The sequence below is a fragment of the Alcanivorax sp. genome (genome assembly GCF_002733835.1).
GTDB lineage: Bacteria > Pseudomonadota > Gammaproteobacteria > Pseudomonadales > Alcanivoracaceae > Alcanivorax.
In genome coordinates this window covers 52,100-73,086 of the sequence record NZ_NVWY01000030.1, presented here as the reverse complement: position 1 = coordinate 73,086, position 20,987 = coordinate 52,100, and the positions used below count along the sequence as shown (strand labels likewise).

Below are 20,987 nucleotides of genomic sequence, written 5' to 3'. Positions count from 1 at the left end.
GCTGGCGAGCAGGCCGCCTGGCGGTTTGGACTAGAGTCGATGCAATAATACGAATAAAGTAGCAGGCAAAATAACCGGTTAAACCGGAATGACAAGTCTGGGGGCATCATAGTGAAACACCCATGCAAGTACCATCCGGGAACCCAGGCGCTGTGGTATTGCGCCCATGATGGACTGCATCTGTGTCAGCAATGTGTGGAGGGTGACGAGGACCACCGTATGGAAGCCCGTTGCTTGCTGTGCAATCACGAACTGGCGCCGGCGGGGCAGAGTCAGGTAGGGCCGCTGTGGCAACGCCTGGACAGCTATCTGCGGCTGCCCTTCGCGTTACCGCTGTTGCCCCTGATGGCGATCTGGGCGGTGTTGGCGGCGCTATTGACGCCGCTATGGGCGATGGTGCCGGTGGCATTGTTGGCGGGATTTCCCACCTTCGCCTTTGCGGCGGCATTGATGACGTTGCGGGCCGGCCCCCGCAAAACCCGCAAGGCGGCGTTTCCTGGCTGGGACTGCCTGGGAGAAAGCGGTGTCTGGAAAAGTGCACTGTGGCAAGCCTTGCCGGCGGTAGTGGTCATCGCCCTGGCGGGTGGCCTGATGGTGACAGTATCGGTGCCGGGTGGCCTGCTGATGGCGATGATCGGGATGCTGCTGGTGCCGGCGCTGTGGCTTGCAGTGCTGGTGCAGGGCGCAGCACCTGGCGCTTATGCGGCGGCGGCCACCTATATCGCCTCTGCTCCCCGTGATTATGGCGTGGCGGCCGGGTTTGCGTCGTTGGGGAGTGTACTGGTGGTGGCGCTGGTCGTGGTGGCCATGGACGTCTTGCCCGTGCCGCTGGTGCACGCTGTGGCCGGGTTGCTGGCTGCCTGGTGGTGGCTGGTGCTGGCGGGGCTGTGTGGTGATATTGCCGTCCGTCATGGCCGGCAGTGGGGGCTGAATCAGGGTGGGCGGCGTGTCACCCAGCCGTTGGCCGAGCGTCGGCAACGCACCCAGCTGTGCGCCGGGCGGTTCGACAAGGTGTTGCTGACAACCACAAAGATCATCAAGACCAAGAAAGCCACGGTAGCGGACTGGCACCACCATGACCGGTTACTGGCGGTGCTGGGTAAAGAGCAAGAACGGACTGCCCTGGCGGAGCCTTACCTGGATTGGCTGATTGGTGCGCAGGCCTGGGATGATGCCATGGCACTGGTTGCTCGCCAGCGCCTGCGCGACCCGCAGTGGTTGCCGGCGGCGCCAGCATTACGGTTGGCATTGGCTGACGGTGTTTATGCCCGTGATCCGAAACTGGCGGTTGCCTTGCTCAAGGATCTCCACCAGAAACACCCGGATTTTACCGATCTTGGGGAAGCCTACCTGTTGTTGGCGAAAGTGCTGGCCGAACATTTCGGGCTGGCGGGCAAGGCCGAGCAGTACCTGCGTTTTGTGGAAAGTCATTGCCGCGATGCCCGCTTGCGCCAGAAAGTGTCGGAGTGCCGGGCTGCCTGGGAGTGAGTGGTAAAGAATTAGCCCCCGGCGTTAATCACGCCAGCGCCTTTGCCCGGTGTGCCAGTCCTTCCTGAAGCAAGGTGTCACGCAGCTGGGCGATGGCGTCTGCCTTGAGTGCATGATCATCCAGTTCCCGCGCCAGCTTTTCTGCCTTCTGAAACTCACCCGCCCGCGTTAATGTTTGCAGGAGTGGCCAGCCAATGGCGGCGGGCAGCGCGTTGCCGCCGCGTTGCCGGTACTGCTGCCAGCACTGCGCCACCTGAATGGCCTGGCCTTCTTCTGTTGCCGGGTGAACGAACAGTTGCTGGGCGACGGTGGTCCAGGCCGCGTTATCGCTGAGTAATTGTTGCGCGGTGAATTGCCCGGTGAGGGCGTCGAAATGATCCGGTTCGGTGGCAAGAATTTGCGCGAAGGCCGTGCTGGCCACGTCGCCGTTCAATTGTCCCAGGGCGTCCCAGCCCCGGGTCAGTGAGGAAAGTTGCTGAGGGTCCGTGGGGGGATTGTCTTGCTGCGCGGCTTCGACCGGTTGCGGGCGCATGATCTGCACCAGCAACAAGCCGCCGATAAAGGCGGCGATGCCCGCACTGAGATTGGCGAGCAACGGGGTGCTGAACAATGCCAACGCTGCCATGACCGCCACGGGCAGGGGCAGCAAGGTGTAGGGCGATACCGGCAGGCGTTGCCACTGCCTGTGTTTGGGGTGCCAGAGGGGCAGTTGCAGGGTGCTGCGTTGCAGGCCAAAGAAAGCGCCGAACCAGACCAGCAGTGGTGCCGTGGCACCGTGGAACGGAATCTGCCCCGGGCTCGCCAGCAACAGGTAGCCAAAGCCACTGAGCAGGCAGCCGAGTATCCACAGGGCGAATACCCGGCCATGGCCAAGGCGGCGCTCCAGAGTGGGGGCCAGCGGTGCCAGCAGCAATAGGGTCGCCAGGCTCAACCAGAGCGAACCGCCGGTGAACGGTGCGGTAAAGAAACGGGCCGGGCGCGGCGAGCTGTCCGGCAGGCCCCAGCGGTACAGATTGCTGGCAGCCACTTGTGCGGGAATCTGCTCGCGCAGGCGGTTCCATTGTTCGATCTCGGCGGACGACCAGAAATCCCGGGCGCGGCGTTTGCTGTCGGTCACGAAGTCGTCGGCGAACAGGGCGGCGCCGTAGACGTGGGCGTCCATGCCTGCGTTTTGTTCCAGCCGTTGTGACAGGTCGCTTTGATTGTTGAAGCGAAGCCAGGAGAGGTAGTTGTCCCATTCCAGGGTTTTCAGGCCGCCGTTCTGGTACCAGCCAAGAACGGGCTGGACGGCGTTGCCGTTATTGAAGAACTGGCCGGCGAGCAGGGTAATGGCCAGCACAGCCATTACCCAGGGGGCGTTGCGCCAGGCAGGTGCCGCCTGGTCAGTCGCTGTCTGCGCCGTGGTCGGTTTCGTCATTGTTGTTATCCCCCGGCGGTGTCACCCGTAACAGTCGTATTGTACGGCCGTCAGCACTGAGCACGGTGACACGGAAGCCTTCCAGGGTGATGCTTTCATCACGGCCCGGCAGGCGTCCAAACTTCTGCATCACCAGTCCCCCGATGGTGTCGAACTCTTCATCGCTGAGGTGGCAATGGAAGTGTTCGTTGAAGTCGTCGATGGGTGTCAGCGCCTTGACGGTGTATTCGTTGTTATCCAGATCCTTGATCAGGTAGTCGTCTTCTTCGATATCGTGTTCGTCTTCGATTTCGCCGACGATTTGTTCCAGCACATCTTCAATGGTGACCAGCCCGGCCACGCCGCCGTATTCGTTGACCACGATGGCCATGTGGTTGCGGCTGATACGAAATTCACGCAGCAACGAATCCAGACGTTTTGATTCTGGCACTACCATAGCGGAACGGATGTGATCTTTGATCGCAAAACGCTCCATACGGGCGGGATCAAGGATTAACGGTAGCAGGTCCTTGGCCAGCAGGATGCCGATGACTTCATCCGGGTCGTCGCCCAGTACCGGGAAGCGGGAATGGGCGCAGTCGATAATGGTGGGCAAAAAATCCCGTGGGTCGGAGCTGGCCTTGATGCTGACCATTTGCGAGCGGGGAATCATGATTTCACGTACCTGCATGTCTGCCACGCAGATGGCGCCTTCGATGATGCCCAGGGTGTCGCCGTCGATGATGTGGGTGTCGCGCATGGAGCGCATCAGTTCCAGTAATTCGCTCCGGTCGCCCGGAGTGGGTGAGAAAAACTGGCCGACACGCTCCAACCAACTTCGGCTGGTACCGTTATCCGAAAAATCGTCCGACATCAGGGATTAAACTCCGTGTTTTCAGGTTGCGCCTGGCTGTCTTCCTGCACAGGGCTGTAAGGATCAGGAAAGCCTTGCTCACCGAGGGCGCGGATTTCCAGGGTTTCCATGACGAGCGCATCGTCATCGTCAATATGATCATAACCCAGCAGGTGCAGCACACCGTGGGTGACCATGTGCGCCCAGTGGGCGTCGAGGGGTTTGTGCTGTTCGCTGGCTTCGCGCTGTACCACCGCGTCGCAGATAACGATGTCTCCCAATAGCGGTTCTACCGCGCCTTCCGGCAGCCCCTCGGGCATGTCAAAAGGAAAGGACAGCACATTGGTGGGGGCGTCCTTGTCGCGGTAGTCACGGTTGAGGGTGCGAATCTCGTCTTCATCCACGATGCGCAGGGTAATGTCGCCCACCACGCCTCCTGCGGCAATGGCCGCATGGCGCACCCATTCACATAAATGGGGTTCGTCGGGGGCGTCCGGGGCGTCGCTGGCCCACTGGATATCAACGGTCGGTGTCGGTATCCCGCTCATGACGGTCGTAGGCCTCTACAATGCGTTGAACCAGCGGGTGGCGAACCACGTCGCGGCTATCGAACCGGGTCACCCCGATGCCGTTGACCCCATCCAGTACTTCCAGCGTGTTGACCAGGCCGGAACGTTGATGGCGGGGCAAATCCACCTGGGTTACGTCGCCGGTAATGACCGCGCGCGTGCCAAAGCCGATCCGGGTAAGGAACATTTTCATTTGTTCCGGGGTGGTGTTCTGGGCTTCATCCAGAATCACGAAACTGTTGTTCAGGGTGCGCCCGCGCATGTACGCCAGCGGCGCCACTTCGATGACCATTCTGTCCATCAGCTTGGCCACTTTTTCAAAGCCGATCATCTCGTAGAGCGCATCGTAAAGCGGGCGCAGATAGGGATCGATTTTTTCCGCCAGGTCGCCGGGCAGAAAGCCCAGTTTTTCACCGGCTTCCACCGCCGGGCGCACCAGCAGAATGCGTTGCACCTCGGCTTTTTCCAGGGCATCCACGGCGCAGGCTACGGCCAGCCAGGTCTTGCCGGTACCCGCCGGGCCCACGCCGAAATTGATGTCGTGTTTGCGGATCTGTTTGACGTACTCGCGCTGGTGCGCGCCGCGGGGCTTGATGCGCACCCGCTTGGTGCGGATCAGCACCTCCTCGCCGGGAAACGGCACGGTGTTGTCTGCGCGGGCGTTACCGGCCTGGTCAGCCACGTTGGACTGTTGCAGATGCAGGTGCACCATTTCCGGTGTCAGCTCGGTGCCGTCGCGGGTCTGTTCGTAGAGTTCGCTGAGAATGGCCCCGGCCGCATCCACGGCGTCGGCGTCCCCGGCCAGGTGAAACTGGTTGCCGCGATTGAGGATTTCCACGTGCAGGCGCTGCGCGATCTGCTTGACGTGCTCATCCAGGCGGCCACAGAGGTTGGCCAGTCGACGGGAATCGTTGGGTTCGAGGCTGATGTGCTGTGAAACGAGTGGTGTGTCCAAGATGGAAAAGGTGGCCCTTCGGGCTGTTATGGTGACCTTCAGAATACCCCGAAGCCAGGCTCCGGGGAAGCGAAATTACCGTTGCAGGCTAGCGATTCCGGGGCCTGCCAGCAAGGCAGGATTTGTCCCTGTCGGACAACCGGTGGTTTGTGGTTCCCACAAGCGCCTTACCTATATCACGCAAAACATTACCTCCTGTTACATCCGCCGGTTTCTTCTGCGGGTAATGGAAGCAGGACTCAGGGTCCTGCCCACCCGGCCTGCTGGCCGGAATGGATATCCATCAAGGAGAGAAGGCATGAATGCGAATGGCAAAGGTTTCATTTGGCTTTCACCGCTGGCCATGGCGGTGGCGCTGGCTGGTTGTGGGGGAGACGATGATCGTCGTTCCCTGGTCCCCGGGCCGGGCCTGGGCGAGGGAAACCAGCTGCTGGTGATGCATAACGGTAGCGGTAACGCCGGGGAGGTTGACCTGCTGGATGCTCGTCTGAACGTGCAGCAAACCTTCAGTGCAGATGCCAACGAAGGCATTGCCCTGGATCTGCTGGGGAATCTGTACGCGGCAAATGACAGTGGTGGCAGCCCGAGCAGCCTGCAAACCCTGCACAGGATCGTGGAGCGGAATAATAACGCCTCTGCAGTACCGACCCTGGATCGGGATTTTCCGGCCAATGGGTCCATGACACTGAAAGGGATCGCCATTGCCCATCAGGCCGGGCTGGTAATGGCTGCCAATGTGGGCGGCAACAGCGTGGAAGTGTTTGGCTCTGCTGCTGGTGACAATGCCGTGCCACTGGCCAGCACGGCTCTGCCCGGCAACGCCTGGGATCTGGCCTATGATGAAGCGTCTGACCGACTCTTCCTGGCGATGACCAATGGCACCGTGTTGGTGGTGGACGATTATGTTGATGGCGGCTTCATGGCGACGCCTTCCCGTACCATTACCCCGGATTCTGCTGGCCCGGTATCGAATATTCACGGTATCGCTTACCAGTCGGATAGCGACACTCTGGTGATCACCGATGTGGGTGATGCTGCCGTGGCTGATGATGGGCGTCTGTATGTGATCGGTAATGCGTCTACGGCGAATGGCAGTGTGACGCCGTCCCGTTCTCTGGCCGGGCCTGCGACCCTGATGGGTAACCCGGTGGACTTGGTGCTGGATGGCAACAAGGCTTACATCGCAGAAAAGTCCAATGATGCTGTGCTGGTCTACAACGATGTGCTGTCGGGCAGTTCCGGTGATGTGGCCCCGGATGAAGTGGTCGACAGCCTCAAACCGGAATCCCTGGCGCTGGTGGTTGAGCAGGAGCCGGTGGTAGACCTTTCAGACATTGATGAGACCGGCACCGACTTCACCGGGGTGGCGGTGACCAGTAATGCCCCGGCGCTGCCCGGCGATCCGGATGTGGTGGTGCTGGATCTGGATCTGGGCGCCATGCAGCGCGGTTTTGCCACGGGACTGGACCGGGAAAGTCTGGCTTTCAATCAGATGGGTGATGCCTATATTTCCTATGACACAGGGCTTGCCGTGATCAACCGCCTGGCCACCGGTCGTGATGGAGAGATGTTCAGTGCCAGTCGGGATCGAGTGATCGAAGGCGCAAGCACCGGGTTGTCTTCACCCAAGGGCTTTGATGTGGCCGATCAGCTTGGCTGGGTTCTGGTGACGGATAATGGCAGCCCGGCGGTGCGGGTGTTCGGCGCCCAGGCCGGTGGCGATGTGCCACCGTTGTTCAGCACCATGCTGAGTGTGGCGCCCTGGGATCTTGACTATGACCCGGAGGAAGATCGTCTCTTTGTGGCGCTTACCGATGGCACCGTGGCGGTATTTGATGACTACAGTACCGAGCGTGGCGGTGGCGGTGCGGACCGGGTGATTACCCCGGCTGAGGGTGGGGTGGCATTTAGCGCGCCGACCAACCTGCACGGCATCGTCCATGTGGCCGAAACCGATCAGCTGATTCTCTCGGATGTGGGCAGCGGCGCCAACCCCACTGATGGCAAGCTGTATGTGCTGGATGACGCATCTACGGCAGACGGGGTAACCGATGTGTCGGTACGCATTGATGACGAGGACAACAATGCGGTCGGGGCCACCCAGTTGGGTAACCCGGTGGACATCGCTTTCGATGGCGAGCACCTGTATGTGGCGGAAAAGTCACAAGGTATGGTGCTGCGTTTCGATAACATTCTGGACTCCGCAGGTGGCGATGTGGCTCCGTCGCTGAGCTGGATGCAGTCGGCGCCGGAATCTGTGTCACTGATCAGTGAAGATCTGGCGCGCTCACCGGAGTAAGTCAGCACTGCCGTCTTGACACAGTCTTCTCGTAGGGTGGTGGAGGATCAAGCTTCCACCACCCTTTCGGGAAACGTGTTCATGGATGATACCCCTCCAGATCTTGAGGTTGGCAATGCCCTGATGCTGGCTTGTGCCAGTGGCGATCGACAGGCATTCCACCAGCTTTACCTGAACGAGGCGCCACGCATGTTGGCGTTCGCCCGGCGCTTTACCGGTGAGTCAGCATCAGCGGAGGATGCGTTGCAGGATACTTTTGTCCAGGTTTGGAAGAACGCCAATCGTTTTCGCCGTGAACGGGGGAGTGCCCGTTCCTGGCTTTACGCGGTGCTTCGTTATCGTTTGCTGAATCAGCATCGGCGAGACTCCCGTTATCCGGCGGGTGATTTTCCGGACCAGGATTGGCCGGACCCGGGCTTGTCCCCGGAGCAATGTTACCTGGCGGGAAGTGATCGAAAAATCATGATTGAGTGCCTAAAAACATTAAGGGTGGAGCGTCGCCGTCCCATTCTCATGGCGTATTATATGGGGCTTTCCTATGAGCAGATCGCCGACTCTCTGTCGGTGCCACTTGGCACCATCAAGAGCCGGATTCGTTCCGGTCTGAAAACCTTGCAGGCGTGTTTGCAGCTATGATCCCTGATGACCGGCAGGAACAGCATTTGCTGATAGCCGAGTACGTGCTGGGTTTACATGATGCGCAGCGCCAGCAGGAAATTGCTGCCTGGCTGGATCGGGATGCTGAAGCCTCGCGAATGGCCAGCCAATGGCAGGAGCACTGGTTGGGGGCAACGGAACTGCTGGAGCCGGCACCGTTGCCGCCACGGCTATGGCGCAGGGTGGCTCGCCGGGCAGGGCTGGCCCGGCCATGGTGGCAGCTGGCATGGCAGAGTCCCGGCTTGTGGCGGACCATGACCGCCTCGTTACTGGTGGTGGTGGCCTTGTTACTTGGTCCACTGCGCCAGGACGCCCCGGCGTACACGGTGGTGCTGCAGGCTCCCGGCGAGGCGTCGTCGCCGGGGTGGCAGATCACCGTCTCCAACGCGGGTGATTTGCAGTTGACCCCACTGGTGGAAAGCCGTTACTCGGCCCAGCACAGTGTGCAGTTCTGGACCCTGAAGGACCCGGGCAAAGGGCCCCGGTCGCTGGGGTTGGTGGAGCCGAGTCAGCCGATGGTGATTCCCGCTTCGCAGGTTGGCGGGGTACAAAGTGGACAGCTGTTTGAGCTGACCCTTGAGCCGCCGGGTGGCTCCCCTGGCGCCCGGCCAACGGGCCCGGTGCTGTATATTGGGCGGGCCGTGGCCCTGTAGTCGTCGGCGGCGGATCAGGCAGGTGTGACCCGTGGCCCCAGATTGCCGTCACAGGTGACGGTCTGTAGTTGGCGCGGGTGCACAAACAGGGTATCTCCCGGTTGTGCATCCAGCGCTTGCCAGGCGTCCCGACTCAGCTCCACTTCCATCACCTCCGCTGGCCAGCCCAGCGCTTCCAGTTCCAGTGTTACCGTGCCGCCAAACACGCTGCGTGCGCCCAGTTTGACGGGTAGGTTGGCGCTGTCACTGGGGGTTTTGCTCAGGTCCGCCTCGTGGGGGCGCAGGTAAAGGGTGAGTTCGCCATTCGGGCAGGCCCCTTCAGTGGTAAGGCGCAGTTGCGCGTTGCCTGCTTGCCAGCGGCGCCCGTCGTAGTGCCCCTTCAGCGCATTGATGTGCCCCAGGAAATCGAACACGAAGCGGCTGGCCGGTTGCTCGTAGATGGTGAGCGGTGAGGCCATTTGTTCGATGCGGCCCTGGCTCATCACCACCACCTGGTCCGATACTTCCATGGCTTCTTCCTGGTCGTGGGTCACGAAGATACTGGTGACAGAAATTTGTTCGTGCAGATGACGCAGCCAGCGGCGCAGCTCCTTGCGCACTTTCGCATCCAGCGCCCCAAAGGGTTCGTCCAGCAACAACACGTCCGGCTTCAGGGCCAGTGCCCGGGCCAGGGCCACGCGCTGTTTCTGCCCGCCGGATAATTGGGCCGGGTAGCGACCGGCCAGGTGGCCAAGCTGGACCAGATCCAGCAGTTCATGGACCCGCTGGCGGATCGCCGAGCGGGCGGGGCGTTCCTTGCGTGGCAGCATACGCAGGCCAAAGGCCACGTTGTCGGCCACGGTCAGGTGGCGGAACAGGGCGTATTGCTGAAACACAAAGCCGACTTTGCGCTTGCGAACGTCCAGGTCGGTGACGTCCTTGCCGTGGAAAAGGACTTTACCCTGATCGGCTTTTTCCAGCCCGGCGATGATGCGCAGCAGGGTGGTCTTGCCGGAACCGGAAGGGCCGAGCAGGCCCACCAGCTGGCCTTCCTGAACATCCAGATTGATGTCGTCCAGCGCGGTGAAATCGCCGAAACGCTTTTGAATCTGTTCGACACGAATGCTCATGGGGTGTCCTGTTCGGTTTTCTGTTCAGTGGCATTATCTGAGCTGTGCTGTGTGGCCCATTCCAGCACGGTTTTCAGCAGCAGGGTGACCAGCGCCATGGCGGCCAGCAGGCCGGCCGCGGTAAAGGCGCCCACGGTGTTGTAGTCCTGATTCCACATCTGTACCAGCAAAGGCAGGGTGAGCGTCTGCCCGCGAATCAGCCCGGAGACCACGCTCACCGCGCCGAATTCACCCACCGCCCGGGCGTTGGTGAGTACCACCCCGTACAGCAGCGCCCAGCGGATTTTCGGCAGGGTGACATACAAGAAGGCCTGCCAGCCGGAGGCGCCAAGAATGATGGCCGCTTCTTCTTCGTGCTGGCCCTGGGATTCCATCAGGGGGATCAGTACCCGTGCCACATAGGGGCAGGTAACAAAGACGGTGACCATGACCATGCCGGGCAGGGCGAACATGAGTTGCACGCCCATGCCGCTGAACCAGTTACCCACCACGCTCTGGGCCCCGTACACCACCAGATAGCACAGCCCGGCGACCACCGGGCTCATGGCGAAGGGGATGTCGATAAGGGTGCTGAGCAGCTTGCGGCCGCGGAACTCGTAACGGGTAACGCACCAGGCTAGAAGAATGCCGAACAGCAGGTTTACCGGCACGGTGATTAGCGTGACGATCAGGGTCAGTTTGATGGCACCGAGCATGTCCGGGTTGGTCAGATTCTGCTGAACCATGGCCCAGCCCTGGCTGAAGGCTTCGGTGAAAATCAGCGCCAGGGGCATGACCAACAGAATGGCGATCGCAGCAAAGGCCGCCATGATGAGAAACCACTGGTGCCAGTGACGGGGGCGTTCATGCATGGTCAGTGCCCCTTCCAGCGACGAGTCAGACGGGATTGCACCAGCTGGATGCCGAAGAGCAGCACCAATGATGCAATCAGGATCACCGAGGCCAGTGCGCTGGCGGCGGCGTAGTCGAATTCATCCAGGCGGATGTTGACCAGCAGCGACAGGATTTCGGTTTCGAAGGGCATGTTGCCGGCGATAAAAATCACCGCACCGTATTCCCCCAGGCTGCGGGTAAAGGCCAGGGCGGTGCCGGTGAGCAGCGCCGGCATCAGCTGCGCCAGAATCACCCGGGTAAAGGTGGCCATGGGCGTGGCGCCCAGGGTGGCGGCGGCTTCTTCCACGTCGGGCGTCAGGTCTTCGAGCACCGGCTGCACGGCCCGCACCACGAAGGGTAGGCTGGTGAAACTCATGGCGATCATGATGCCCAGAGGCGTGTAGGCGACACTGATTCCCACCGCTTCAAACCATTGCCCCAGCCAGCCGTTGGCGGCAAACAGGGCCGACAGCGTCAGCCCGGCCACGGCGGTGGGCAGGGCGAACGGCAGGTCCACCAGCGCATCCATCAGGCGCCGGCCGGGGAAGCGGTAGCGGGTAATCACCCAGGCCAACAGCAGGCCGACCACGGCGTTGATACCGCTGGCGCCGGCGGCGGCCAGCAGGGTCACGCGGAAGCTGGCCAGTGAGCGGGGGTCGGTAATCACACCCCAGTACTGGGCCCAGCTCATCTGTGAAACATGGATGGCAAGTCCGGACAGAGGCACCAGAATCACCAGACAGATAAACAACACGCTCAGCGCGAAGCTGAGCGTGAAGCCGGGTAAAACGGAATGTTGGGTTCGCAGTAGGGGCACTGTCTGTTGGCGCGGTTTAGCGCAGGCTCCGGGCCTTGGCTTGCAAGCGATCCAGCTCGCCACCAGACGCAAAGTGGGTCTTCTGGGCCTCCGCCCAGGAGCCGAAATAGTCTGCCACTTCCAGCAGTTTCACCGGGGGGAACTGGTCGGCGGTTTCCTTTACCACGGTGTCGTTATGCACCCGGTAGTTGAAGCCGGCCAGCAGCCGCTGAATGTCTTCACTGTAGAGGAAGTTCAAGTATTCAGTGGCGACTTTACGGGTGCCTTTCTGGTCCACCACCTTGTCCACCACGGTAACCGGGAATTCGGCCAGCACGGAGGTTTTCGGGACTACCACGTCGTAGTCGTCGCTGCCGTACTGCTTGCGGATGTTGTTCACCTCCGACTCGAAGCTGATCAGCACGTCGCCGATTTCACGCTCGGCAAAGGTGACGGTGGCCGCGCGCCCACCGGAATCGAATACCGCCACGTTGGCGAGAAACTGGGCCATGTAATCGCGGATCTTTTCTTCATCCCCGTCCAGGCGATCACTGGTGGCCATCCAGGCAGCCAGGTAGGTGTAGCGGCCGTTGCCGGAGGTCTTCGGGTTGGGGAACACCACACTGACGTCGTCTTTCGCCAGGTCGGCCCAGCCCTGAATGTTTTTCGGGTTGCCCTTGCGCACCAGGAATGCGGTGGTGGAGTAGTAGGGGCTGGAGTTGTTGGGCAGGCGGGTGTTCCAGTTCGCCGGGATCAGTTTGCCCTTGTCGTGCAGCACGTTGACGTCGGTGACCTGGTTAAAGGTCACCACATCGGCTTTCAGGCCCTGCAGGATGGCGCGGGCCTGTTTGGAGGAACCGGAGTGGGACTGCTGAATGGTGACGTCTTCGCCGGTCATTTCCTGCCAGTGGGCCTGGAATTTCGGGTTCACGGCGGCAAACAGTTCACGGGCGATATCGTAGGAGCTGTTCAGCAGGGTCTGCTGGGCACTGGCGGCGCCGGCGATGGCCAGCAGCAGAGCGGAAATCCACACACGCATGGTTTGTCCTCACAAATAGATCGGCGTTGGTCAACACGAATGAGGTTCAAGTCTATATAACCAGACGCTAATTAAAAGCTGTTCGGGTGGAACGAATTGCTATAACGATATGAGCCCGGCAAGGCCCGGCAAGGCCCGGGCTAGCCCGGGTTGCGCGGATCGCTGCCCAGCAGGGAATTGCTGTACGCCTGGGCAATGGTCACATCCACGAACTTGCCGATCAGGTCGGTGTCGTCGCACTGGAAGTTCACCACCCGGTTGTTTTCCGTGCGGCCCTTGAGCTGGCCCGGGTCCTTCTTGGAGAAACCATCCACCAGAATGCGCTGGGTGCTGCCCACCATTTTGCGGGAGATGTCCTGGGCGTTCTGGTTGATGCGCTGCTGGAGAATCGCCAGGCGCTGCTTCTTCACGTCCACGTCCACATCGTCGGGCAGGTCCGCCGCCGGGGTGCCGGGGCGGGCGCTGTAGATGAAGCTGAAGGACATGTCGAAGCCGATATCATGGATCAGGTCCATGGTGTCTTCGAAGTCCCGGTCGGTTTCGCCGGGGAAGCCGATGATGAAATCCGAGCTGAAGGAAATGTCCGGACGAATGCGCTTGAGCTTGCGCAGCTTGCTCTTGTATTCCAGCACCATGTGGTTGCGCTTCATCATGGCGAGAATGCGGTCGGAGCCGGATTGCACCGGCAGGTGCAGGTGGCTGACCAGTTCCGGCACGTCTTCGTACACCTGAATCAGCGCATCGGAAAACTCCACCGGATGGCTGGTGGTGTAGCGAATGCGATCGATGCCGTCGATGTCACGGATCAGGCGGATCAGGTCGGCCAGATCCAGGGTATCGCCATCGGCGCCCACGCCCTGGTAGGCGTTCACGTTCTGGCCCAGCAGGTTAACCTCGCGCACACCCATGTCCGCCAGGTGCTGGATTTCACTGAGCACGGGCTGAACCGGACGGCTGACTTCTTCGCCGCGGGTGTAGGGCACCACGCAGAACGTACAGTACTTGGAGCAGCCCTCCATGATGGAAACGAAAGCGGAGGGGCCGTCTACGCTGGGTTCCGGAAGGTTGTCGAATTTTTCGATTTCCGGGAAGGTCACATCAATGGCCAGCTCGCGGGTGCTGGCGGCCTGGGTAATCAGGCCGGGCAGGCGGTGCAGGGTTTGAGGACCAAATACCACGTCCACATAGGGTGCACGGTCGCGGATGGCATCGCCTTCCTGGCTGGCCACACAGCCGCCCACGCCGATAATCATGTCGGGTTTGGCGTCTTTCAGCTTTTTCCAGCGGCCCAGCTGGTGGAAGACCTTTTCCTGGGCTTTTTCCCGGATAGAACAGGTGTTGAGAAGCAGCACATCCGCTTCTTCCGGGTTGTCGGTGGGCTCCAGGCCGTGGCTGGATTCGAGCAGGTCCACCATGCGAGTGGAGTCGTACTCGTTCATCTGGCAGCCGTGGGTCTGGATAAACAGCTTACGTGCCATGGGTTGCCTAACCGTCAAATAGAGTGAAAATGGGCGCGGATTATACCGCTGACTGCTGCAAACTGCGAACCGGAGAATTCATGCGAAAACTGCTGTATGTGCTGCCATTGCTGGCAGCGTTGGTGCTGGCCGGCTGTGGCAAGCAGGAAAGCGACCTGCCAGTGAATACGAGGCTGGGGGGGGATTTCACCCTGACAGACCAGAATGGCGAGCCTTTTCAGGCGGAAAAATTGAAGGGCCAGGTGTCGATCCTGTTCTTTGGTTACACCCATTGCCCGGATATCTGCCCGGCGGTGCTGGCCCAGGTGGCTCAGGTTTACCGTCATCTGGAAGAAGAAGGGGTGGCCGATCAGGTGCAACCGGTGTTCATTACGTTCGATCCCGAGCGCGATACGGCGGCCCACCTGAAGGAATACCTGCCCTGGTTCAAGGCGGACATGATTGGCCTGACTGGTAGCCTGGAACAAATTCGCGAGGTCGCCAAGCAGTACGGTGTGGTCTTTATCAAGGATAAGGAGGCTGACGAGCAGGGGTACCTGTTTACCCATAGTGATTACATTTACCTGCTGGATGACCAGGCGCGGGTGCGCAAGCTGTATCCGGCGGATTTCAAAGTTGATGAGGTGGTAGCGGATGTTGAATCGCTTTTGTAAAACGGCATGTCAGGTGGCGGCCCTGGCGGCGGCTCTGGGTGCGGGCGTCGCTAACGCCGACGTGAGTATTTCCGGTGGCTGGCTGCGAGCGGTGCCGCCGGTATCGCCGACCATGGCCGGGTACCTCACCGTAACCAACAACGGGGAAACCAGCGTAAAAATTACCGGGGCCCGCAGTGATATTGCGGGCCATACCATGCTGCACAGCATGAAAACCCTGGATGACGGGACGCGCAAGATGGGGCACTTGCACCACATCATGCTGGCGCCGGGGGACTCTTTCTCCCTGACACCTGGAGGGGATCATTTGATGCTGATGAAGCTGCAACGCGTCCCGCAGCTCGGGGAGTCGGTCACGGTTTGCTTGTTGCAGGCCGAAGGGGACGCACTGTGTTCGGCGTTGCCGGTGCGCCGCGAGGCGCCAGAGGAGTCTTGAATCCCCACCGTAATTACGGATAATGCCATTCTTTCGTCGTAGTAAAACTTTAATGAAAAAGACGAAGTGTCTGTGGGGAGACTATGAGAAAGGTATTGTCCGTCTTGCTCAGCGCGTCGCTGGGTGCTGTCCCGTTATGGGCTGGTGCTGCTGATAGCGATGTAGAGCAGACGCTGCGTGAGTATCAGCAGCGCCTTGAAAAGCTGGAACAGCAACAGGTTGAAAGCAGCCTGACACAGCCCGAGCGGCTGCGTATCAATGGATTCCTCTCCGCCGGCATGAGCCGTGCCGAGGCGGACACCACCTTGGGTGAGGACGGCAGCTACATCGATGGCTCCGGTGATAAGTGGAGTCATGATTCCCTTACCCGTGCCGGCGTGCAGTTTAACGCCCAGCTCACCGACAAGGCCGAGGCGGTGGTTCAGCTGTTTGCCTCCGGGGCCGATGATTTCAATGCGGAAGTGCAATGGGCCTACCTGGACTACGACGTTACCGAGAGCGTCAGCGTCAAGGCGGGGCGTATTGTGGCGCCGTTCTATCTGCACTCACAGTATGTGGATGTGGGTTATGCCTATCCCTGGGTGTCGTTGCCTTCCGAGGTGTATCAGCTGGCGCCCATCAAAACCATGGAAGCACTGGAAGCGACCTGGGGGTTCAATACCGGCCCGGTCAGCCATCGGCTTAGTGGCTTCTGGGGCTCCAGCACTGTGGATGGCGGGCCGCGTACCAACAATGCGCAATACCAGGCTGACGATCTTGCCGGTATGAATCTGACCAGCCGCTGGCGTGACTGGACCGTGCGGGCGGCATACACCGCAGCGGATGTGTCCGTGGGCCAGGATGATCTGGATGCGCTGATTCCTGCCACCGCGTTGGGGTTGTCCTTTGACGAGGTGTACACCTACTTCGCCGGTCTGGGCCTGCAATATGATGACGGCAGCTGGTTCATGTCTGCTGAGGTAGCGCGGCTGGACTTTGGTAACTGGTACCCCAGCAGTCAAAGCGGCTATGTGAGTGTGGGCAAGTACCTGGGCAAATGGATGCCGCTGCTGACTTGGGCAGAAGTGGACCCCCGTGATCTGGATTCCTCTTTGCCTGGCCCGATCAATGATGGCCTGGCCGAGCAGCAGAAAAGCTGGACGGCGGGATTACGTTACTCGCTCACCGATTCTATCGCCCTGAAAGGGGAGTTCAGTTACTACTACGACTTCTCCGATGATGAGGTTTCCACCACGGGGTTCTTTGTCACCGACCCGGGGGCAGAGATGGAAGATGATCATGCCACCATTGTGCGTCTCAGCGCCGATCTGGTCTTTTAAGGGAGAATGATAATGAAGAAATGGATAATTTCATTGCTCCTGACGCTGTCGGCCACGCTGCACGCCGAGCCGGTTGTAGTGGTTTCCGCCAGCAGCGAATTGACCGTGCTGACCCAGGACGAAGTGCGCCAGTTGTTTAATGGTTTGACTCGCCGCGCGTCCGGGGTCGCCTTGAAACCTCTGGATCTGCCAGCCAAAAGCACTGAGCGCACCAGCTTTTATCAGCAAGTGTTGGGCAAAAGCGCAGAGCAGATGAAAAGTTATTGGGCCAGGATGATTTTCACCGGCCGTGGCATGCCGCCCCGGGAAGTGTCCAGCAATCGCGAGATGGTAATGCTGATTGGCAGTAATCGAAATTTCATCGGGTACGTGGACGAAACAGAGGTCACGCCACAATTAAAAGTGGTATATCGACCCTGACTGTGTTGTTTAACCCGCCTCTCCGGCGGGTTTTTTTTGAGCGCGAATTAGACGGGCACTCCTGTTTTTCCAGTGCGTGCTGTCTTGGTTACGCATCGTGTCACCATAAATAAGGTCGGATTACGCCTTTCTGGCGAATACAACCTGCAAAACTGTGCCCCTGGGTTAAAGCCACCTACAAATACTTGCGTTTATGCCTCTATTGCGCGGCTGGTGGTGTACATACACTGCCTGCATGCGCTTATTCATTCTGATTGCCCTTATTCTTTTCCCGCTGTTGGCCCCGGCAGATTGTGCCCGGCTTGAGCCTGCCCGTGGCGTGCCCGCAGCGCCTGAGCAGACATGGGCGCTGGCAACCCTGAATCTGTGGCGCTTGCGCGATGACTACAAGAACAGCGAGCGGGATGATCCTGTGTCGTCGGTGTTGCTGAAAGCACGGGTGACTGCCGTTGCGGAATTTATTGTTGAGGGGCTGAAGGCGCCGCACATTCTGGCGCTCCAGGAAGTGGAAAACCAGGCAGTGCTGGATCGGCTGGTGGATCGGTTGGCGCAGCGGGGCTACCGGTATCGTTCGGTGTTGCGCGAAGGCAATGACCCTTCGGGTATGGATGTGGCGGTGATGTATCGCCTTCCGGTAAAAATCGGTGCGGTGAGTACGCTGTTTACGGATCAGCGCTTTCATGGCCAGGCGTTGTATTCACGGCCACCGTTGCTACTTGCGCTTGAGGCCCCACTTGCGGGGAAGTTGGTGGTCGTGCATTGGCGCAGTGCTCGGGATTTAAAGAAAGCCTGGGTCCATGAAAAACGGCAAACTCAAGCGGCGTTGCTGGCCAATTGGGTAACGGCGCAGGCCTCGCCGGTGATCATCGCGGGGGACTTCAACACCACCTGGGGAGCTGGCAGATTTTCTGCCAGCTATGAACGCTTTGAGCAATCGGGCTTGCTCAATCTCTGGTCGTTCTTGCCTGAAAAGGAACGCTACAGTTTCCGCCACCGTTGTCGCCCGCAAGCGCTGGACCATATCTGGGTGTCACCCGGTTTGAAGCCTTCTGTTAGCAAGGTCGCGGTGAGTCGTGGTAATGCGGGGCGTTATGGCAGTTTGTATGGCAGCCAGGGTGTGGCGCCAATTTCAGATCATGATGCACTGGTGGTGTATTTTGGGCACTAGAAGAAAAAATGCGGGAAGTTTTATGCTGTGGGTCACGCCGCTCATTCTTTGCTTTTAGGCGTCAGGCATCGGGCGTTGAGCATCAAGGGTAAAATAAAAAGCGCCGCAGGGTTGCTTGCGTGCTTGCGAGGACCAGGGAGAGCCCTGCGGCGTAAACAGTGGGCGACCGGAGTCGCCCGAAGGAGTGTTATGAATCGTGTTACTTAGAGTGGGAAGCTGTAGCCCACGACGAACAGTGGATCTTGGTCATCGGTGACGCCAGCAAACTCATCACTATCAACAACTTTTGACACGGTAAAGGTCAGGTTTTCGATAGGGGAATAGCTCAGGTCTACGTGGGTGTAGTCACTGTCGTCAGCTTCATACATCCAGGTCCCTACCAGGATACCAAAATCTTCGTAGTCGTAGCCCAGGGTGACGTAGTTGTCATCACCAAAGCTCATATCGGTAGAGCCATCACCCCCATCAGAAATGTTTTGCTCCCAGCCCGCATAGCTGTATAGGGTTGCACTGAAGCCACCCATTCCCAGGCCGAGAATCACTTCACCAAGCTCCCCGGCGCCCACATCGAATTCCGGGTAAACGTAGGTGATGTAGGACAGGTCATAGCTCAAGCCGCCTGCTTCACCGCCGAAACCTACGTAGAAATCGGTTTCAGTAGAAGTGGTGTCCCCATCTACGGCTGTACCAGCAGAAGAAATCCAGGTGCCAGCGTAAAAACCCGCATCGGTGGAATAGTCCAGGCTGCCGGAAACGTTGGCGGTACCTGCGGACACGTCCTGACCACGCCACAAGTACATGCTGGCGATACCCAGGCTACCGCTGATTTCTGCAGCTGCCATAGACGGAGCCACCACGCTTGCTGCCGCAATAGTGGAAGCAATAAGCGTTTTCTTCAGACCAAATACGTTTTTCATGTGCAACCCTCTTAACAAGTCTAATTTGTTCAAGTGTGCGCAGGTGGCGCACCGCCTATCAGGCTCGAAAGAGATAATGCAGAGAGTGTGCCAGTTTTGTTTTTTCTTTATTTAACAGTAGGTTAAGGTTATCGGGAGGGAAGGAGAGGGGGGTGACAGAGCTGCAATGTAAAAGGGGGTGCACCGCAACAGTGCAGTGCACCAAAAAGGAATTTTATTGCGGGCATTTCCAGTCGATTTGCACGGCGTCAGCTGAGTGGCCGTTGCTATCGGTCAATGACAGGCCACATTGCGTCTGGGTGTAGTTAAATTTTGCCTGGTAGTGCTCGCCCGCAAGCGCTTCAAATTGAAGGGCTACCTTGCAGCGATTCCGCTTGATGCTATTGGTGCTTTTCTGGTTGTAGATAATGCCAATCCGGGCTTGCGGGGATGCCTGCAGGGCGGTCGTGACTTCCGGGCTTTTTTTCATGGCTTCCATCAGCTCATTCATGCTGTCGCCGCCAATTGGCCGTTGGGCAATCGAGTAATCGGTGGACTGGAAGCCCTCGCCGGGGACGCAGATCACGGGCTGGGCGGCTGTATCGTTGCTGGTAAAGGTGATCTTGGCGGTGTCATCGCCGTAGGGTTGCTGGTAGCTGCTGAAGTGATGACAGCCGCTGAATAGCAGGGCGAGAGCCGGAACAAGCAGAGGTTTCATACCGGGTTTCCTGAAAGTCGAGTTTGGGCAAGTGTAAGGCAGAGGGCGTTGTGACCCAACCTTGTGCACCAGTAATGCAATTGCAGGGCCAGTTCCCGGTTAACTCAGTGATTGTCCAGAAACCAGTGCTGGATTGCTTGTTGGGTGAGGTGGTTACGCTCAGTGGTAGAGGGCAGCCAGTTGCCGGCGTTGCTGGCCATGGCGGTGAGGAACTCGAAGAAGGGCAAATGCTGACGCAGCACCCGGTGGTGGCGGTGGCTGATCATCGGGTTGAAGTAACCGAAGAAATCCAGCATCTGGCGCGGGTTCTTGCGCACCCAGAGCCAGGACCCCATTTCCAGGGTGAAGGGCAGAAAGGTGTGATCCGGCTGTTGCTCCTGGGCGTCGTCGTACAGGTAATCCCAGAGATCCCCGTGGGTAGTGTAGTTAATCGACTGGGGTTCGATCAGATAGGGATGGTGATTCGGGTAGGTTTGCTCGAATACCTGTTTAAGCCGGTATACCTCGGCGATATGTGGAATGGGCCGGTGGCTTCGAGCGTAGCAGCACCAGACCCGGTCACGGCGGCCAAAGCCGCTGTGGCAATCCAGGCTCATGGAGAACGGTGAGCAAAACAGCTTCTCTCGCACGGTGCGGATCACCGCCTGGGCCTCGGGCTCCATGGGCTCGCCGCTTTTTCCCCGATACCAGGGTAAATGCCTGCTGATGCGATGACCGCCTACCAGAAAAGGGACTTTGCCCATGGCGTCCACCGGAGCGTTGCGCATCAGGTCCACGCCATTGGGGTTACTGCGGGTGCGGCGCCAGATTCCGCCAGGGTTGATCATGGGCATGAACACCAGGCGGACTTTTTCCAGACGCCGGTGAAGCTGGTCATCCCATTGCAGTCGATGTATCAGGCTGTGCAGCCAGGACATCAGTACCTGGCTGCCAATCCGTTCCACGCCGTGGACTCCGCCGAAGAAACCCACCACCGGTGCGTTGGGGGACCGGCTTCCCAGCTCGATGACATGAACGGGCAGGGTCAATTCCCCCATGGGTACCTGGTGCACGGTGGTGACACGCAAATGCCGTTCCCCGTGACGGATTAATGCATCCAGTTCCAGCAGTTCCGGCAGGTGGCGTTGCAGCAGGTAGAGCTTTTCTTCCATAGGTCACTTTCATCCACAGTGACGCTTACCTTAACGGCACTGGGTAACAGAAATGTGACGA

At 59.4% G+C, this 20,987-nt stretch carries 21 protein-coding genes; 9 read left to right on the top strand and 12 right to left on the bottom strand.

Features of this window, described 5'->3' with window-relative positions; all coding sequences use genetic code 11:
* The first annotated feature begins 111 nt into the window (after positions 1-111).
* A complete protein-coding gene (locus tag COA55_RS11510; protein WP_290502300.1) occupies positions 112-1,488 on the top strand; it encodes a B-box zinc finger protein in 1,377 nt (458 codons plus the stop codon).
* Positions 1,489-1,516: 28 nt separating this feature from the next.
* On the opposite strand, the gene COA55_RS11505 is transcribed toward COA55_RS11510, so the two are convergent.
* From COA55_RS11505 to COA55_RS11490, 4 genes are read right to left on the bottom strand one after another with little or no spacing between them, the layout of a single operon-like run.
* Positions 1,517-2,905 (bottom strand): rhomboid family intramembrane serine protease, encoded by a 1,389-nt coding sequence (locus COA55_RS11505; protein ID WP_290502299.1) that lies wholly within the window; start codon positions 2,903-2,905, stop codon positions 1,517-1,519.
* Positions 2,871-3,758 (bottom strand): transporter associated domain-containing protein, encoded by an 888-nt coding sequence (locus tag COA55_RS11500; protein ID WP_063518994.1) that lies wholly within the window; start codon positions 3,756-3,758, stop codon positions 2,871-2,873. The genes COA55_RS11505 and COA55_RS11500 overlap by 35 nt, the downstream gene beginning before the upstream one ends.
* The gene (ybeY, locus tag COA55_RS11495; RefSeq protein ID WP_290502298.1) at positions 3,758-4,285 is read right to left on the bottom strand and encodes an rRNA maturation RNase YbeY; all 528 of its coding nucleotides are present in this window, start codon (positions 4,283-4,285) and stop codon (positions 3,758-3,760) included. The genes COA55_RS11500 and ybeY overlap by 1 nt, the downstream gene beginning before the upstream one ends.
* A complete protein-coding gene (locus COA55_RS11490) occupies positions 4,257-5,261 on the bottom strand; it encodes a PhoH family protein (protein ID WP_290502297.1) in 1,005 nt (334 codons plus the stop codon). Before COA55_RS11490 ends, ybeY begins: the two co-directional genes overlap by 29 nt.
* A gap of 298 nt (positions 5,262-5,559) precedes the next feature.
* On the opposite strand from COA55_RS11490, the gene COA55_RS11485 reads away from it, so the two are divergent.
* The 3 genes from COA55_RS11485 (at position 5,560) to COA55_RS11475 (ending at position 8,870) form a co-directional block, all read left to right on the top strand.
* Entirely contained in the window at positions 5,560-7,560 is a 2,001-nt protein-coding gene (locus COA55_RS11485; RefSeq protein WP_290502296.1) for a hypothetical protein, read from the top strand.
* Between the two features lie 81 nt (positions 7,561-7,641).
* The gene (locus tag COA55_RS11480) at positions 7,642-8,196 is read left to right on the top strand and encodes a sigma-70 family RNA polymerase sigma factor (protein ID WP_063518999.1); all 555 of its coding nucleotides are present in this window, start codon (positions 7,642-7,644) and stop codon (positions 8,194-8,196) included.
* Positions 8,193-8,870, top strand: coding sequence for an anti-sigma factor (locus COA55_RS11475; protein ID WP_290502295.1), 678 nt, complete (start codon positions 8,193-8,195; stop codon positions 8,868-8,870). Before COA55_RS11480 ends, COA55_RS11475 begins: the two co-directional genes overlap by 4 nt.
* A 14-nt stretch (positions 8,871-8,884) precedes the next feature.
* Here COA55_RS11475 and COA55_RS11470 read toward each other — a convergent pair whose 3' ends face one another.
* From COA55_RS11470 to miaB, 5 genes are all read right to left on the bottom strand, one after another.
* On the bottom strand, positions 8,885-9,979 hold the full coding sequence (locus tag COA55_RS11470; RefSeq protein ID WP_290502294.1) for a TOBE-like domain-containing protein: 1,095 nt from the start codon (positions 9,977-9,979) through the stop codon (positions 8,885-8,887).
* Positions 9,976-10,830, bottom strand: a complete 855-nt coding sequence (cysW, locus tag COA55_RS11465; protein ID WP_290502293.1) for a sulfate ABC transporter permease subunit CysW — start codon at positions 10,828-10,830, stop codon at positions 9,976-9,978. Before cysW ends, COA55_RS11470 begins: the two co-directional genes overlap by 4 nt.
* Positions 10,831-10,832: 2 nt before the next feature.
* A complete protein-coding gene (gene cysT / locus COA55_RS11460) occupies positions 10,833-11,660 on the bottom strand; it encodes a sulfate ABC transporter permease subunit CysT (protein WP_290502318.1) in 828 nt (275 codons plus the stop codon).
* Between the two features lie 25 nt (positions 11,661-11,685).
* Entirely contained in the window at positions 11,686-12,687 is a 1,002-nt protein-coding gene (gene cysP / locus COA55_RS11455; protein ID WP_290502292.1) for a thiosulfate ABC transporter substrate-binding protein CysP, read from the bottom strand.
* Positions 12,688-12,827: 140 nt separating this feature from the next.
* Entirely contained in the window at positions 12,828-14,165 is a 1,338-nt protein-coding gene (miaB, locus tag COA55_RS11450; protein WP_063519282.1) for a tRNA (N6-isopentenyl adenosine(37)-C2)-methylthiotransferase MiaB, read from the bottom strand.
* Between the two features lie 80 nt (positions 14,166-14,245).
* Between miaB and COA55_RS11445 the strand changes: the two genes are divergently transcribed.
* The 5 genes from COA55_RS11445 (at position 14,246) to COA55_RS11425 (ending at position 18,161) form a co-directional block, all read left to right on the top strand.
* Positions 14,246-14,818 (top strand): SCO family protein, encoded by a 573-nt coding sequence (locus COA55_RS11445; protein ID WP_290502290.1) that lies wholly within the window; start codon positions 14,246-14,248, stop codon positions 14,816-14,818.
* Positions 14,799-15,254 (top strand): copper chaperone PCu(A)C, encoded by a 456-nt coding sequence (locus tag COA55_RS11440; protein WP_290502288.1) that lies wholly within the window; start codon positions 14,799-14,801, stop codon positions 15,252-15,254. Before COA55_RS11445 ends, COA55_RS11440 begins: the two co-directional genes overlap by 20 nt.
* Positions 15,255-15,337: 83 nt before the next feature.
* The gene (locus COA55_RS11435; RefSeq protein WP_290502287.1) at positions 15,338-16,573 is read left to right on the top strand and encodes a hypothetical protein; all 1,236 of its coding nucleotides are present in this window, start codon (positions 15,338-15,340) and stop codon (positions 16,571-16,573) included.
* A 12-nt stretch (positions 16,574-16,585) separates the two neighbouring features.
* The gene (locus tag COA55_RS11430; RefSeq protein ID WP_063519285.1) at positions 16,586-16,993 is read left to right on the top strand and encodes a hypothetical protein; all 408 of its coding nucleotides are present in this window, start codon (positions 16,586-16,588) and stop codon (positions 16,991-16,993) included.
* 235 nt (positions 16,994-17,228) lie between these two features.
* Positions 17,229-18,161, top strand: a complete 933-nt coding sequence (locus COA55_RS11425) for an endonuclease/exonuclease/phosphatase family protein (RefSeq protein ID WP_290502285.1) — start codon at positions 17,229-17,231, stop codon at positions 18,159-18,161.
* 203 nt (positions 18,162-18,364) lie between these two features.
* Here COA55_RS11425 and COA55_RS11420 read toward each other — a convergent pair whose 3' ends face one another.
* From COA55_RS11420 to COA55_RS11410, 3 genes are all read right to left on the bottom strand, one after another.
* Entirely contained in the window at positions 18,365-19,078 is a 714-nt protein-coding gene (locus tag COA55_RS11420; protein ID WP_290502283.1) for a TorF family putative porin, read from the bottom strand.
* A 214-nt stretch (positions 19,079-19,292) separates the two neighbouring features.
* Positions 19,293-19,775: a hypothetical protein gene (locus tag COA55_RS11415; protein ID WP_290502281.1), complete on the bottom strand. Its 483-nt coding sequence runs from the start codon at positions 19,773-19,775 to the stop codon at positions 19,293-19,295.
* Positions 19,776-19,879: 104 nt separating this feature from the next.
* Positions 19,880-20,926 (bottom strand): M14 family zinc carboxypeptidase, encoded by a 1,047-nt coding sequence (locus COA55_RS11410; protein ID WP_290502280.1) that lies wholly within the window; start codon positions 20,924-20,926, stop codon positions 19,880-19,882.
* Positions 20,927-20,987: the final 61 nt, after the last annotated feature.

Coding starts and splice junctions, on each gene's coding strand:
- COA55_RS11505 (WP_290502299.1), bottom strand. CDS start 2,905: ATGACGAAACCGACCACGGCGCAGACAGCGACTGACCAGGCGGCACCT.
- COA55_RS11500 (WP_063518994.1), bottom strand. CDS start 3,758: ATGTCGGACGATTTTTCGGATAACGGTACCAGCCGAAGTTGGTTGGAG.
- ybeY (WP_290502298.1), bottom strand. CDS start 4,285: ATGAGCGGGATACCGACACCGACCGTTGATATCCAGTGGGCCAGCGAC.
- COA55_RS11485 (WP_290502296.1), top strand. CDS start 5,560: ATGAATGCGAATGGCAAAGGTTTCATTTGGCTTTCACCGCTGGCCATG.
- COA55_RS11480 (WP_063518999.1), top strand. CDS start 7,642: ATGGATGATACCCCTCCAGATCTTGAGGTTGGCAATGCCCTGATGCTG.
- COA55_RS11475 (WP_290502295.1), top strand. CDS start 8,193: ATGATCCCTGATGACCGGCAGGAACAGCATTTGCTGATAGCCGAGTAC.
- COA55_RS11470 (WP_290502294.1), bottom strand. CDS start 9,979: ATGAGCATTCGTGTCGAACAGATTCAAAAGCGTTTCGGCGATTTCACC.
- cysW (WP_290502293.1), bottom strand. CDS start 10,830: ATGCATGAACGCCCCCGTCACTGGCACCAGTGGTTTCTCATCATGGCG.
- cysP (WP_290502292.1), bottom strand. CDS start 12,687: ATGCGTGTGTGGATTTCCGCTCTGCTGCTGGCCATCGCCGGCGCCGCC.
- miaB (WP_063519282.1), bottom strand. CDS start 14,165: ATGGCACGTAAGCTGTTTATCCAGACCCACGGCTGCCAGATGAACGAG.
- COA55_RS11445 (WP_290502290.1), top strand. CDS start 14,246: ATGCGAAAACTGCTGTATGTGCTGCCATTGCTGGCAGCGTTGGTGCTG.
- COA55_RS11440 (WP_290502288.1), top strand. CDS start 14,799: ATGTTGAATCGCTTTTGTAAAACGGCATGTCAGGTGGCGGCCCTGGCG.
- COA55_RS11435 (WP_290502287.1), top strand. CDS start 15,338: ATGAGAAAGGTATTGTCCGTCTTGCTCAGCGCGTCGCTGGGTGCTGTC.
- COA55_RS11430 (WP_063519285.1), top strand. CDS start 16,586: ATGAAGAAATGGATAATTTCATTGCTCCTGACGCTGTCGGCCACGCTG.
- COA55_RS11425 (WP_290502285.1), top strand. CDS start 17,229: ATGCGCTTATTCATTCTGATTGCCCTTATTCTTTTCCCGCTGTTGGCC.
- COA55_RS11420 (WP_290502283.1), bottom strand. CDS start 19,078: ATGAAAAACGTATTTGGTCTGAAGAAAACGCTTATTGCTTCCACTATT.
- COA55_RS11415 (WP_290502281.1), bottom strand. CDS start 19,775: ATGAAACCTCTGCTTGTTCCGGCTCTCGCCCTGCTATTCAGCGGCTGT.
- COA55_RS11410 (WP_290502280.1), bottom strand. CDS start 20,926: ATGGAAGAAAAGCTCTACCTGCTGCAACGCCACCTGCCGGAACTGCTG.